This is a genomic window from Sporosarcina sp. QA0331 (assembly GCF_055808055.1).
In genome coordinates this window covers 3,234,119-3,247,927 of the sequence record NZ_CM147850.1, presented here as the reverse complement: position 1 = coordinate 3,247,927, position 13,809 = coordinate 3,234,119, and the positions used below count along the sequence as shown (strand labels likewise).

Here is a 13,809-nt window from a genome sequence, read left to right as displayed (position 1 = left end):
CGTTTTCATGCAAGCCGATCCCTTGTAGGGAATCTTATTTACCTTCCTCCACAGACACCAACTCCGAAAAAATTTCGCCATTTATACCAGTAATTTTTAGTACTCCAATTCCCTTTGCGAAATAAACTCTCGAGCCACTCGGATAACGAAGAATAACGACGTTCTTAAATGTACCGGCTTTCACGGTTGCTGTTTCCGTCGTGCTTTCAACCACAACCTTTTGCTCCTCGAACATCAGAGACGAATCTATTGTAGTAGAACCTTGTTTCAATGGTAAGGGGACGTTGATGAAGATGAAGTCGGAACTCGACACGCCCATCAGCAGTCTTTTTCCGTCTTCAATATAGGTAAAGTTCGATAAATCCGGGTAAAGGGGACTCTTTTTATTATATAAGAACGTGTATTCATCTTCTTTTTCTACATAAAACGTTTCTTTCTTCTCTTCTAAGAACGATGGTTCATACGTAAGGATCAACCCTTCTTTAGGCGTCAGGCCACCGTTAACCGTCGTTGATGCGGCTTTCGGGTTTTGCTTGGATAAAGCGGACGTATACACATATCCCTTATTTTTGCCGGCTTGTACATAAGACCATCCGTTTGACGAAGACAATACGGTTACTTTCGAGTGGTTTTGAATGGTACCAATCTTTTTAGCGTTTTGTTTCGGCTCTACACGCAGGATAATATCATTTTTCGCATGTACATACATTTCGGTTTTCGCTGCTACGGTTGTTTGCAGAGGAAAGGCGTACGAACAACCTAGTATGAGCACCATTATTGCTGCCATAATTTTTCTCATTTGTACCACTCCTTACGATAGTTACTACTAACGAGGTTATGAAGCGAGTGCTGAAAATAGTACATATTGCGGGTCGCGTGAAGGTGGGTCGTGTTTTTTCTTATTGAAATCACCATATTTATCTATTCCCTTTTTCATATTTTGAAACTTTCGTCAGAATTGTCCGTATACGATAATGAGCGAGCTATATCGGTTATATAAGCTATTTAGTGCAATCTTGTCGTATTTATAAAAATGAATCGGGGGATGGAGATGAGAATGGTAAAGAGGATGATCATAGGGGGATTCGCCGCAATTATGATTTTACTTGTGGGATGTGAGGAGGAAGAGAAGGCGGTTGCTGACTTGGCGGAGACGGAAATAGTTGAAGAGGTCGAAGCCCATCAAGAAGATGAAACAGTCGTCGATGAGTACTGGTCGCAGTCGATTGATTCGGAGATATGTCAGACCGTAGGGGAATGCCGCGATTTAGGGGATACATACGGAAGCGAGCATTTTACTACCTTTTCAGGAGATCTTAAACATACAAACAGTATGTCGTATTTGAATGTGCAAGCGGAGGAAGATGAATCTGCTCTTGCTTTTACTGCTAATGATGAGGAAGATGAAATGATTGCTCACTATGAATTAATAGAAGATGAATTTGTTTTGACGAAAGGCGAAGAAGAGAGCATCTTCAAAGGTATTGCTGAACTTGTGCTTGCATTATACGATCGAGATAAAATGAATTTGCAAGTCCTTGAATTTCAAAAGGATGTTTATCCTTATGTAAATACGTATGAGGGAAAATTGGTAGTGCCTTCTAATTTGATACCCCATTGGCGTCAGTCTTACACGGTGGCAATACTGATTCATGAGTATGGACATATGCTGACATGGAATAAGGCGGATCTGGTAAATTCAGATACATGTCCGGCAGATCAATTTCATTTAAAGTTGTACTGGGAGTGTTATAACGCTGACAGTTATATGAATCTCTATTATCAAGCTTTTTTGAAGGAACATGAGGAGCAGTGGTTAGATGCAGGTAATAAAACTGTGGAGGACAGGATTGCTTTTTACGAAAAGAACAAGGATTCATTTGTGAGCACTTATGCTACGGTGAATCCCTATGAAGATATCGCAGAGTCTTTTGCTCACTTCATGTTAACACCGTACAATGACAGCCCTCAAACGGTAGCAGAAGAAAAGATTAACTTCTTTTATCAGTTTCCGGAACTGGTCGAGTATCGAGCGTTTGTATTAAAGAAGTTGAAAGATCGTAAAGACGAGATGTGGTCTTTTTATTAAAGATAACACCCTCGTATATCCCATGAACTTATATAGAGTTGGGAACGTATGTGTGGTGCGGTGAAAGGGTAATAGAATTGGTGACTCAAGGGTGGTCGGCCATTTCCCGTAAGAGGGGCAATCTAAGTGCGCGACGTCCTGTCGCTACGATTGCATGACCAACTTCCTGTTGGCCCGAGGTGGTCGTATGACAGTATATCAAGCACTAATGCTCGTATTCACATTCGCAGCATTGAATGTAGAAATACTGTCGTTCCACAATAAAAAATAATCCATCCTTGAGTAGAAGCTCATAATAGATGGATTATTTGGCAGCAACAGATGTTTCGGAGTTATGAGAAGTTGAATGGGTAGGATGAAGCCGATCAAATGACTGCTTGATCGGCTTCCCAAATAAATTTATCTAAATCCACACCGTAAACGATACTATAGTGCCACGATCTGGTTTGCTATCTATTTGAAGGCCTGTACCGAATTGGCGCAACAACCGCTGGTTCGTATTGATCAACCCGATGCTCATCCGACTGCCATCCTTTCTTTCAAGTAAATCTTGCAATTGGACTTCATCCATTCCGACTCCGTCATCCTCAACAGAAATCTCAACATGGCCTTCATGGACAGTGACTCGAACCGTAAGTGTACCTCCACTGATACGTTTCATAAGTCCATGTCTTACCGCATTTTCAACTAAAGGCTGGATGGATAGGAACGGAATCTTGACGTCCGCGCATTCATCCACCTCCAAGTCGACTTTTAACCGCTCACCGAAACGCACCTGTTCAATATTCAGATAGGATCGGACAATCGCTAACTCTTCCGCTAACGGAATTAATTCATCGATATGCTGAAACTGGAATTTACTTCTTAAATATTGACTTAGCTCCATTAGCAAATGGTTCATCTCATCCAGATCAATGTCGCTTAAGGCGATGATGGAATTCAATGTGTTGAATAAAAAATGGGGCTGGATTTGGGCTTGCAACCATGCAGCCTCCAGTTGCAATTGTTCCCGCACCGCTTTTTTGATGGTTGTGAGTGCTAGTACTCTGGATTTTAATTCAAGCATTTCAACAGGCTTCGTCACATAGTCGTTTGCGCCTGCTAAAAAGCCGGCTTGGATATCCTTCGGGTCGCTTCTGGCCGTCAAAAGCAAAATCGGCAGTTCTGTAAACGAATACCGTTTGCGAATCGTCTTCGTCAATTCATAGCCGGACATTTGCGGCATCATGATATCCGAGATGACCAAACCCCATTCCTTTGTGGTTAAGTGATCGAGCGCTTCCTTGCCGCTCGTCGCAGTAGTGATTTCATATTGTTCATCTGACAGGATGGATTGAAGGACTTGCAAGTTTACCGGATCATCATCTACGATTAAGATAGGCGGACGCTTGGAAACTGGTTTTAATGATGCTTGAGCAACTGCAGCAGAAATTTCCGCAGTCGCTAAATCGATCGATGAATCCGCCAACCGATTTGCAGGCAATTTTTGCGATTCCATGTGTTGAACGTTAGTTTGAGGCGCATTTTCGGAAATACTTACTGCATCCGGCGAAGCTAACTGCAACGAAAACGTGAATGTCGATCCTTTTCCAGGCGTCGATGATACAACGAGCTGTCCGCCATGAAGCTCAATCAACTGTTTGCTTATATTCAACCCTAACCCAAGACCGCCTTCGATTAATGATGCATCTGCAGCTTGTTCATAAGGGAGGAATAGTCGCTTTAAAAAATCCTCCTCCATTCCGATCCCCGTGTCAGTTACCGCAATAAAAGCCCTGTCATTTTTCACTTTCGCCTGAATGCGGATTTCGCCCTCAATCGTATACTTGACAGCATTATGAAGTAAGTTATAAACGATTTGAATGACCCGATTTTCGTCCGCCATGACAGGGGGGAAATTTACCGGAACTTCATTCACAATCTTCACCGGCTTAACGTTATCATGAAATTGCAGCATGTCTATTACGCCAGTTATGATGGGCTGGATTGCAATGTTTTTGTTCTGAAGACGCGGCCTTCCCTCCCTAAGACTGGCCACGTCCAGTAGGTCATTCAACAACAGTGACATGCGCCGGCTGACAGTCAAAATCGTCTCGAGCTCATGGACGCTTTTATTTCTTAATAAATGCTTTTCCCGATTTAATACAGCTTGGGACATATTGATGATTCCATGAAGAGGATTCTTGAACTCATGAGAGGTGTTCGCCAAAAACTGGTCCTTATGTTCATTCATTTTCTGCAGTCTCACGGCAAGCTTCTCTGTTTCGGCATGCATTTTAAAATAATCCTTGAACCAAATGGAAGCGAAGCATCCTATTGAAATGATCAAATCGAACGGATAATGAACAACGCTTACACCGGCTTCCCGCCAATAGACCATCCATACAAAATGATGTGTGACTGCTAGGAAAGATAGTAATAATAAGAAGTTCCCCGGTGTATCTTGATAGATCTTTTTGACGATCGTAAATAACGCAACGGCAATTCCTATCCCTCCCAGCAGATAATAAACAGGGAACATCATGATAATTTGACTCGGCGACAAAAACAATGTAACGATCGCCATCCCGATGTTGCTTATCGAATAGATCGGTTTTATGATACGCCAAAAAGGAGCACCGCTATAATCCATGGAGTGTAACAAAGCAATGCAAGCAATCGGAATAAGAGTATTTGCCACCCGGAAATCCCATTCATATCCTCCGTCGATTAATAAGTGGAAGAGCTTTTCATCGTTGCTAATTAAATTCATTAATGTTATGCAAAATAATAGAAGAGAAAAGAATAACAGCTTTTTATCCCGATTTCCTAGGAAAAATAGAACTAGTGCATAAATGGAGTGAATCAGGAAAATGACTGAAGCCACCATCTGCATCGCCAAAGACAAACTTCTTTCCTTAGCCATTGCAGCTTCTGATCCGAATTTGATCGAACGGATGATGCCGCTGCGGCGGACATCCTTGAAATTTGCCGCCTGTATAACGATGTCAATGACACCATCTTCATCCGCAGTAAAAGTTGCGGTATAGGGCAGGTTTTTGGGGCTGTAATCATCTTTCGATTTTCCAACTTGCCCGGACCCGGCCAAGAATCGCCCGTTGACATACAGTTCCGAAGAGCTTCGTACGCTTGGTACATATAAACTATAGCTGATCGGTTTTTCAGGATTCACGTATATGCGTAGGCGGTAGGAGCCATAGCCATAGGGGGTTGATTCGCCTTCATTCATATCGTCATTCCATTTTCCTGGCACTTGAACAAGCCTCTTTGTAAGATCATCTACTTGCCATTTCCCATCCATCATCCATTGTGACGGATAAAACTCCCACTCCCCGTCCAACAGCAGTACATCGCTCTCATTCGCATGCCAATCGCTCAAATCCAATTGTCCACTTTGTACGTGCGTATCGGAAAAATTGTGAAATGTATTCATCCACAAAGTACGGGAGGCCGATAAAATTAGTAAAAATAAGCCTATGACCAGTAAAATGTTTCTTTTTTTCATATATGTATTCGCGGAAATCTTCTCCGCCACTCCCCCTTCAAAAATCATCGGCACTACTTTCGCATAACAAAATCTGTTGATTCAATGGTTGGACATAAAATTGGAACATATTACTACTTATTGTACAGGAACAATTTATTTCTGCCAGACGCGCTTTAATAAAAGTTTCACTATTGTTGGTGGTTGCTAGGATGAGCGACATGACTATTTTTACCACGATTATGTGACGGTTTGTCTCATTCAAAAGGATTTGAAATTTGATAAATGAGGTGTGAATATTTAAACTCATAGATCCTGATGCACAATTATATATCGAGCAACTCTCCGTTCAAAATGGAATCTGTGAAAGTGAGGGAGTTCGACGCACGTGCATTCCACCCCGCAGAAAAGTTTTGCTGTAAATTGGTAACCTGATAGCATTTATCTTTCAAGTGGTACTCCTACAAAAAAAATGAAAAATTCATATAATTTTCCGGAACCTTCGACATGCCTGTCCGTATACCATACTGCGCGGGCTATGTCGGTTTATGTATGGCTATTTAATGCAATCTTGTCGTTTTCATAAAAATGAATCGGGGGATGGAGATGGGAATGGTAAAGAGGATGATCATAGGGGGGTTCGCTGCGATTGTGGTTTTACTTGTGGGATGTGAGGAGGAAGAGAAGGCGGTTGTTGACTCGGCGGAGACGGAAATAGTTGAAGAGGTTGAAGTCCATCAAGAAGAGGAAACAGTAGTCGATGAGTCCTGGTCGCAGCCGATTGATTCGGAGATATGTCATACAGTAGGTGCATGCCGCGATTTAGGGGATGAATACGGAAGTGAGCATTTTACTGACTTTAGAAGAGGAATTGAAAGATCAAACGAGATGTGGTACCTGGATGTAGGCACGGAAGAAGATGAAAATTCTCTTGCTGAATTTGATTGGGAAGATGAAGATCTCATTATTGCTCGCTATGAAATTATAGAAGATGAACTTATTCTGACAAAAGGTGAAGAAATGAGCATCTTCAAAGGTATCCCTGATCTTGTGCATACCTTGTACGATCGAAATAAAGTAAATTTCCAAGTCCTTGATTTTCGAGAGGATGTGTACCCGCATGTTTTTGTAAAAGAGGGGAAATTGGGGATGCCTTCTAACTGGATTGGACGGTGGTTTCAATTCGACACGGTGGCCACACTGATTCATGAGTATGGCCATTTGCTGACAATGAATCAAGAGGATCTTGTCATTTCGGATACCTGTCCGGCAGATCAATTCTTTTTGCAACGGTACGAGGAGTGCTATAACGCTAACAGTTATATGAATCTTTTTTATCAAACTTTTTGGAAGGAGTATGAGGAGCAGTGGCTTCATGCTGGTTACGAGACTGTTGAAGAGAGAATTGCTTTTTATGAAGAGCATAAGGATTCCTTTGTGACAACTTATGCAACGGTAAGGCCTTATGAAGATATTGCGGAGTCTTTTGCTTTCTTTATGTTAACGCCGTACAATGACAGCCCTCAAACGGTCGCAGAAGAGAAGATTAACTTCTTATATCAGTTTCCGGAATTGGTCGAGTACCGGGCGTTTGTGCTGAAAGAGCTGAAAGATCGAAAAGACGAGATGTGGTCTTTTTATTGAGGCATTTTAAAATGATCTTAGAATAAAATCAAATAGTAGAGAGGCGGGAATTATAGTGTTTAAGACGAATTGAGCGTAAAACGATTCACGTGGACCTCCTGCGTTGTTTGTTTTCACGTATCCAATAAAAACAACACATACAGGAGGTACATGATGATTGAATTACGTAATATAACTTGGGAGAATTTTGATGAGTGCATTCAGTTACAATTAACAGAGGATCAGAAGGGCTTCTTGGCATCGAATGTCTATAGTCTTGCACAATCCTATGTCGCTTTGCTAAATGATGAACTGCCGGCAATGACTTTTGCGGTTTATGACGATGAAACGATGATCGGATTTGTTATGGTGTATCATGATACTGCAGAAGAGAATGAGTATGGCGATGAAGAGGCATATGGGATCCTTCGTTTTATGATCGATCGGAAGTATCAAAACAGAGGATTCGGAACGAGGGCTCTTCAAAAGGTTCTTGATTACATCCGGACATTTCCTCAGGGAGAAGCGGGCGCGGTTTATCTTTCTTATGCTCCTGAAAACGAGGCTGCTCGACATCTTTATGATAAATTTGGGTTTCAAGAAATCGGCATGGATGAAGAGGCAAATGAAATGGTGGCGAAGCTCAGTCTATAAGTGGAAGTTTGACGAAACCAGCTTCTACTCGTTTGGCTATTCCAATAGGAGTAGCCCTTTTTTATAGACGCAAAAAAAAGCCGGAAGAACCGACTTTTTCTCTATTGCGACGTATTAAAAGCTCCTTGCATAGACACCGTCAATTCATTTTGGTGCTAACAAGTTAATGGTCGTGATGATGATCGGTGCACTGAAGACGACGTCCATCAGAAATGCGCCGACAATCGGGACGACTAGGAACGCTGTGCGTGAAGGGCCGAACTTATTCACAGTGGCGCCCATATTGGCCATCGCGTTTGGTGTGGCACCAAGTCCGTGGCCAAGGAAACCGGAAATCATCACTGCAGCATCATAATCCTTGCCGAGCGCGCGGAACATGATGAACACGGAGAAGCCGACAATGAAGACCACTTGAACGAGGATAATGCCGACGAGCGGAAGTGCAAGGCCCGCGAGTTCCCATAGCTTAATGCTCATGAGCGCCATGGATAGGAAGATGGCGAGCGACACGTCTCCGATCAGATTGATTTCCTTCATATTGACGGTTCCCGGTAGGAAACGGTCCACGATATTGCGGATGAGCACTGCGACGAACATAGCGCCTATGTAAGCGGGCAACACGAAGCCGGTTGCTTCTGTGAATAGGTCGCCAAGGATTGTTCCGCCTGCCATCGATAACGTGATCATCGTCACTTGAACCATGAAAGAATGCTGGCCGATTGGCTTTTCATCTTTTTCTACATACTCTGTAACGATGCCTTCTTTCGGCTTCAGGTCATACTTGCCGATCAAACGCCGGGCGACAGGACCGCCTGACAGGCTGCCGCAAATCAATCCGAGTGTTGCTGCAGCCATCCCGATCGTCACGGCGGATGTGGTGCCGAGATCCTCGATCGTCTGACCGTATGCGGCCGCTCCTCCGTGCCCACCGCTCATCGACACGGCGCCGCTCATGACGCCGAGCAGCGGATCGATATTGAAAACTTTCGCAAGGGAGACGCCGATGACATTCTGCATGAAAACGGTTACGCCGCACAGCAATAAATAGATGATCAAAAGCTTGCCGCCAAGCTTGATCAGCTTAAAACTTGCGCCAAGTCCAACTGTCGTGAAAAAGGCAATCATGAATATGGATTGCAAGGAAGTATCCAACGAAATTTCCACAATGCCGGATGATTTCAAGATGAGCGCGACAATCGCGAACAACAGACCACCGACTACTGGCGCGGGAATGAGGAACCGGTCAAGGATGCCGATCCGGTTGACAAGCATCGTGCCGAGCAAGTACAGTGCTGCTGCTAAAAATAATGTTGTAATTTGGTTGAGTTCAATCATGCAATTTCACCTTTCCTTTACATCGAGAGGATGATTTGATGCTGCTATTTCCCTCTCCCTTAAACTGGCCGCAGTCCCTCTGTTTGAGGACGAATCCAATGGGTCTTATCTGAGTAAGATACCCGTTGCGGAATGAAACACACATGGCCCATTATAAAAATGTAACAAATCTATAGGCAACTTGGAACCGTATAGTAATATAAAATTGTCTTGGCAATTGTCTTGAAATTCCCACATAACAATAAGGCCATATCTCCATAATTGCTGGATATGACGAAAAGTAAGTTATAATGAAAACAAGCAAAGGCTTGCTGAAGAAAGGGGGATGAATTCATGAAGCAGGAAAAATGGAAAGAACAGTTGCGTGCCAATAAAGAGTTATTCATTGGTGAGGCGACTGCTTTCCGTTCGGCGGTTTTAATTCCACTTGTCGAGGTGGAAGGGGAATGGTGTGTATTGTTCGAAGTCCGTTCGTCAACGATGAGAAGCCAGCCTGGCGATATTTGCTTTCCTGGTGGCCGGATTGATCCTACCGATGAATCGCCTCTATTTGCAGCTTTACGGGAAACGTATGAAGAGCTTGGGGTGAACCCTGATACTGTCGAAGTACTGGGGCCCTTAAGTCCGTACATTGCATCTCCATCATTTGTTGTCTATCCGTTTGTTGGAATCGTAGATTATAAGGAAATTATTCGATCTTACAATACATACGAGGTGGAAGAAGTGTTCACCGTCCCGCTTCCCTATTTGCTTGATCACGAACCGTATATGCATCCGGTTATGGTGAATCCCTCGCCCGATTCGAATTTTCCTTTCGAGAAGATCAGGAATGGCGCGAACTACAAATGGAGGGGGCGTACGATCGAAGAATGGTTTTTCGAGTATGGTCCTTACACGATTTGGGGACTGACCGCGAGAATCTTAAAGCATTTTATTGAGATTATCCGTAAATAATATAGAAGAAATGGTATGATGAAATTAAGATAAGTCTGATAGTTATGACTTGAATTAGAACAGGAAATTAGGAGGGACAAGGATGGATTTTCTGAAACTCAAATTGTATATTGAGTTGATGTCCATTGCTTTCGGTGTAGTAGGTTTGCTGTATATCGTTCCCATGCAAATAATTGTCGAAGGACAACCGAGAATTTTGACGGTCACAATTCTTATGTTCCTATGGTTTGTGATTATGAGGAATAACATTACCTTTTATGAGTTATTGGACAAGTGGTTTAAGAAGAAATAGGGGTACTAATATCCCCAATCCTCAAGATTGGGTGGATTGTAGATTCGTCTGGACTTTTCGATTCAGTATAGAATAGGTGACTCAATGGTGGGCGTATGACATTACATCAGGCATTATTCGTAGTTTGATTGTCGTTTACCTATAAAAAATAATCCATCCTTGAGTGGATAACTCAAATAGGATGGATTATTTCGTCTCTTGCAGACCGTTCACTTTGTATAGCCTGAACTTGGTGCTTTCATTAAACGGTCTTTTTCAATTTGATCCGATAGGAAAGGCAACTGGTTAGCGGAGCCGTCTCGGTGTATACCCAATTTTCGAAATCCATTGCTCCGCCTGGGAAAATGCCGGTGATTGTCAATCCGGCTTTTTCGCACATCGCGCTTATCACGTCGACTGTATAACAACGAAGCGATTGTGTAACGACTTCTTCCGAGTTTTCGCTATGCCACCAGCTATCAATCATTCGGCAGTTGTCTTTATCAAATAAATAAATCCTCTCCGCATCGTCAATTTTCATTTTTTGTCCCGCTGCAATGGTGCGCCTGTAGTTCGGGTTGTAGATGTCAATGAGTGCGACGCCATCATCTTTCATCCAGCTTTTCATCCGTTTCAGAAGAGTCATCTGGTCATCGTCCGTGCCGATGCCGAAGCCGTCGAAATAGCTGACGACATCGAATAGGGTGGAAAATGTATATGTGTAGAAGTCTCCCATGTGAATGTCAATTGTTTTTGGTGAACGAAGTCTGGACGCTTCGACTAGTTCAGGAACAAGTTCCAACGTAGTCATCGAGATGCCGCGGGCGTCTAATGCCCGGGCTATACTTCCGATGCCCGCTCCGATATCGAGCATTGATTCGAATCTGATGCCAATCTGCTCTTCAATTTTATCGGCATCTTTCTGCAAGTAACTTGTCATTTCCGATTCTATGTCGTGTAGCCATTCAAATTGTTTTCTATAAAAGGGGATGACCCATTCGTTTGTTGTCATTTTCATTCCTCCTGTAATTTCTTCTCATTACAGGTGGTGTTTTAAATTCCGGATGCCCATATACAATCGCTCCTCTCGTCTTCATTGTACAGAGAGGTGTGTGGTACTGCAATTCTATTCCAATTGATAAATAGCAAAACGGAAATTTGTTGTTTTCACTTTGATTTCATCGGTAAATAGATATAAAATATACTTCTGTACTTCAATGATTTGCAGAAGAAGTTTGAACTGGTATAAAGAATAGTTGTTGTAGTGGAGGCTAATTATGGATTATAGAATCAGTAACAAGCAAGTATTTGAACAAGCACAGCTGCGTTCGGTTTCAGATGTACCGTTTACTGAGGAAGAACTTCAAAACGGCATGCAGCTTGCGATATCCAAGAAGGATAATACCCTTGCGTTGTATTTGGTGGAGGTAGAAGGTCATAAGAAATTTGAAGTTCGTTGGGATGATTCGCACGAGCTTTTCACCGGCTGGTATTCCGCTTGGGAAAATTTCACTTGGTGCCTAAATATCGCAGGCAACTGACTTTTAGAGTATTCGGGCTGAAAGTTATTCAGCCATATACTGCAATTGAAAGGCTCCGCTGGTTGTTATAAACCGGCGGAGCTTTTGTGTGTCGTCGAAAGGATTTCAGAAAGTAGTAGCTTAACCGTTTCCTGTATGGGTATTTGTAAACTAGCTACGTAAAACAGAATCCGCCTTTCCATACTATAAAGGCATCTATAGGCAACAGTACACCACTTTCATTCTTTCTACATTTCTTTGAAACTTTTCAAGGAATCTCTCGTCTGTAGGGTACTTATAAAATAGACAATAATGAAATAGAGAGGATGGCATCAATTGAAGAAGAAAATACTTACTGTATTTATTGCACTGCTGTTGGCGTTCAGTTTTCTGCTGCCTGGCACCGCGGCAGGCGAATCGAAATTCTCTGACGTACCGCCGACAAAGCATTTTGCTGAGGCAGTGAATGAACTTGCGGAACGGAATGTCATTGGAGGGTATCCGGACGGTACATTTAAGCCGGGCGATCCGATCACGCGGGGGCAGGCGGCTGCCATCATCGTGAAGTTGCTTCAGCTGGATACGGAGAATGTGAAGGATCCGGGATTCAAGGATGTCACTACGGCGAACGGCTATTACAAATCAATCGCTATTTTGGCTGAAAAGGAAATTATCGGAGGTTACGCGGACGGCCGTTATGGTCCGAATGAACCGATCACGCGAGGACAGATGGCATCAATTCTCGTGAAAGCATTCGATCTGCCGCGCTATGACATTCCCGAACACGAAAATCCGTTTAAGGATGTGAAACAATTCGTTTCCCACAGTCCGAACATATTGATTATCCATCGACTCGGCATCACGACTGGAACGTCTCCGACAACGTTCAGCCCGAATGCCTCCATCACGCGGGGGCAGGCGGCTAAATTGATGAAGGCAGCCGAAGAAGGGAAGCCGCAGATGAAGACACTCCAGGCAAGCGACTTTGGGTGGAAAAAGATCGAGTGGTTCAAAGACGATGAGAAAAATCCGGGAGTATTCAAGGCGGCATTGGTGACAGGCAGGAAAACGCCGGCAGGCTACACGGGCGACCGTCTGCAACTTGTTCCGCTAAAGGAAGGGACCGGCACGCTCAGTTTCGGTGAAGGAAATGTCTATTTTCCTGATGAAGTGAATCACAAAAAATATTATGTACATGTTACGAAAACGGATGGCGAATGGAAGATGACGCTGGAAGAGACGGACGAACAATTTCCGACGGCCGCTTCGCTTGAAATGACTCTAGAGCAGACGAAACAGGTAGAACGGGTTTCCCTGTCGACGATGGAGGGCGAGATGCTGACGGACAGCGCGGCGTTCAAGTATTGCCGAAGGGGCATGTATGATGACAATATTTGTATCGATATTGACAAACCTGGCCAATACATTGCTACCGTGCATTACAAGGGTGGCGAGGAAATTCGATACGGCATAGAGGCGAAGCAAAAAACAGCCCACTTCTATTATGAAATCCGTACGCTGCAGGAAAGAACGGAACACTCGGTTGATTTGAATAATAACGATCACTACAACGTAAAGCCCGGGCATAAAATCGGCACGTTTGACATCCCGAAAGGTTCCGAGGATATTGCTGTTGTGACAAGGGAGAAAGGTACAAACATCTTCCACGCGGAAGCAAAGAAAGCCGGCATGTTTGAAGTGATATTCCCGGATGAGCACGTTCTCGTCTACGAACACAGCGCTGTTTATTTCGAAGGCGTCAAGATTGAAGTTCTGCAACTGGGAACGATTTTACACGTAACGATACGGCCGTATCTCCATGATTACTGGATGTGACAGATTGGTACGAACGAGATCATTCGAAGCGCTCGACCAAAGG

11 protein-coding genes are annotated in these 13,809 nt (G+C 43.5%); 7 read left to right on the top strand and 4 right to left on the bottom strand.

What is annotated here, in order from left to right:
• Nucleotides 1–34: 34 nt before the first annotated feature.
• A complete protein-coding gene (locus AC0L13_RS16450; RefSeq protein WP_473641488.1) occupies nt 35–799 on the bottom strand; it encodes an SH3 domain-containing protein in 765 nt (254 codons plus the stop codon).
• 252 nt (nt 800–1,051) lie between these two features.
• On the opposite strand from AC0L13_RS16450, the gene AC0L13_RS16445 reads away from it, so the two are divergent.
• Nucleotides 1,052–2,089 (top strand): hypothetical protein, encoded by a 1,038-nt coding sequence (locus tag AC0L13_RS16445; protein WP_473641486.1) that lies wholly within the window; start codon nt 1,052–1,054, stop codon nt 2,087–2,089.
• A gap of 403 nt (nt 2,090–2,492) precedes the next feature.
• Here AC0L13_RS16445 and AC0L13_RS16440 read toward each other — a convergent pair whose 3' ends face one another.
• Nucleotides 2,493–5,594, bottom strand: coding sequence for an ATP-binding response regulator (locus AC0L13_RS16440; protein WP_473647073.1), 3,102 nt, complete (start codon nt 5,592–5,594; stop codon nt 2,493–2,495).
• Nucleotides 5,595–6,179: 585 nt separating this feature from the next.
• On the opposite strand from AC0L13_RS16440, the gene AC0L13_RS16435 reads away from it, so the two are divergent.
• Nucleotides 6,180–7,217 carry a hypothetical protein gene (locus AC0L13_RS16435; RefSeq protein ID WP_473641484.1) on the top strand — a complete coding sequence of 346 codons (1,038 nt, stop codon included), beginning with the start codon at nt 6,180–6,182 and terminating at the stop codon, nt 7,215–7,217.
• A 153-nt stretch (nt 7,218–7,370) separates the two neighbouring features.
• Nucleotides 7,371–7,850: a GNAT family N-acetyltransferase gene (locus AC0L13_RS16430; RefSeq protein WP_473641482.1), complete on the top strand. Its 480-nt coding sequence runs from the start codon at nt 7,371–7,373 to the stop codon at nt 7,848–7,850.
• A 144-nt stretch (nt 7,851–7,994) separates the two neighbouring features.
• Here the strand turns inward: AC0L13_RS16430 and gltS are convergent, their stop codons facing one another.
• Nucleotides 7,995–9,185, bottom strand: coding sequence for a sodium/glutamate symporter (gene gltS, locus AC0L13_RS16425; protein ID WP_473641480.1), 1,191 nt, complete (start codon nt 9,183–9,185; stop codon nt 7,995–7,997).
• 333 nt (nt 9,186–9,518) lie between these two features.
• Here gltS and AC0L13_RS16420 point away from each other — a divergent pair, with 333 nt between their 5' ends.
• Together AC0L13_RS16420 and AC0L13_RS16415 are read left to right on the top strand one after the other, a co-directional pair.
• Nucleotides 9,519–10,139: an NUDIX hydrolase gene (locus AC0L13_RS16420; protein WP_473641478.1), complete on the top strand. Its 621-nt coding sequence runs from the start codon at nt 9,519–9,521 to the stop codon at nt 10,137–10,139.
• 82 nt (nt 10,140–10,221) lie between these two features.
• Nucleotides 10,222–10,431 (top strand): hypothetical protein, encoded by a 210-nt coding sequence (locus tag AC0L13_RS16415; protein ID WP_473641476.1) that lies wholly within the window; start codon nt 10,222–10,224, stop codon nt 10,429–10,431.
• 241 nt (nt 10,432–10,672) lie between these two features.
• Here the strand turns inward: AC0L13_RS16415 and AC0L13_RS16410 are convergent, their stop codons facing one another.
• Nucleotides 10,673–11,422, bottom strand: a complete 750-nt coding sequence (locus tag AC0L13_RS16410) for a class I SAM-dependent methyltransferase (protein WP_473641473.1) — start codon at nt 11,420–11,422, stop codon at nt 10,673–10,675.
• Nucleotides 11,423–11,687: 265 nt separating this feature from the next.
• Between AC0L13_RS16410 and AC0L13_RS16405 the strand changes: the two genes are divergently transcribed.
• Nucleotides 11,688–11,951, top strand: coding sequence for a hypothetical protein (locus tag AC0L13_RS16405; protein WP_473641471.1), 264 nt, complete (start codon nt 11,688–11,690; stop codon nt 11,949–11,951).
• 315 nt (nt 11,952–12,266) lie between these two features.
• Complete coding sequence (locus tag AC0L13_RS16400) at nt 12,267–13,766, top strand: S-layer homology domain-containing protein (protein ID WP_473641469.1); 1,500 nt, start codon at nt 12,267–12,269, stop codon at nt 13,764–13,766.
• Nucleotides 13,767–13,809: the final 43 nt, after the last annotated feature.

Coding starts and splice junctions, on each gene's coding strand:
- AC0L13_RS16440 (WP_473647073.1), bottom strand. CDS start 5,594: ATGAAAAAAAGAAACATTTTACTGGTCATAGGCTTATTTTTACTAATT.
- AC0L13_RS16450 (WP_473641488.1), bottom strand. CDS start 799: ATGAGAAAAATTATGGCAGCAATAATGGTGCTCATACTAGGTTGTTCG.
- AC0L13_RS16415 (WP_473641476.1), top strand. CDS start 10,222: ATGGATTTTCTGAAACTCAAATTGTATATTGAGTTGATGTCCATTGCT.
- AC0L13_RS16405 (WP_473641471.1), top strand. CDS start 11,688: ATGGATTATAGAATCAGTAACAAGCAAGTATTTGAACAAGCACAGCTG.
- AC0L13_RS16420 (WP_473641478.1), top strand. CDS start 9,519: ATGAAGCAGGAAAAATGGAAAGAACAGTTGCGTGCCAATAAAGAGTTA.
- AC0L13_RS16410 (WP_473641473.1), bottom strand. CDS start 11,422: ATGACAACAAACGAATGGGTCATCCCCTTTTATAGAAAACAATTTGAA.
- AC0L13_RS16430 (WP_473641482.1), top strand. CDS start 7,371: ATGATTGAATTACGTAATATAACTTGGGAGAATTTTGATGAGTGCATT.
- AC0L13_RS16435 (WP_473641484.1), top strand. CDS start 6,180: ATGGGAATGGTAAAGAGGATGATCATAGGGGGGTTCGCTGCGATTGTG.
- AC0L13_RS16445 (WP_473641486.1), top strand. CDS start 1,052: ATGAGAATGGTAAAGAGGATGATCATAGGGGGATTCGCCGCAATTATG.
- gltS (WP_473641480.1), bottom strand. CDS start 9,185: ATGATTGAACTCAACCAAATTACAACATTATTTTTAGCAGCAGCACTG.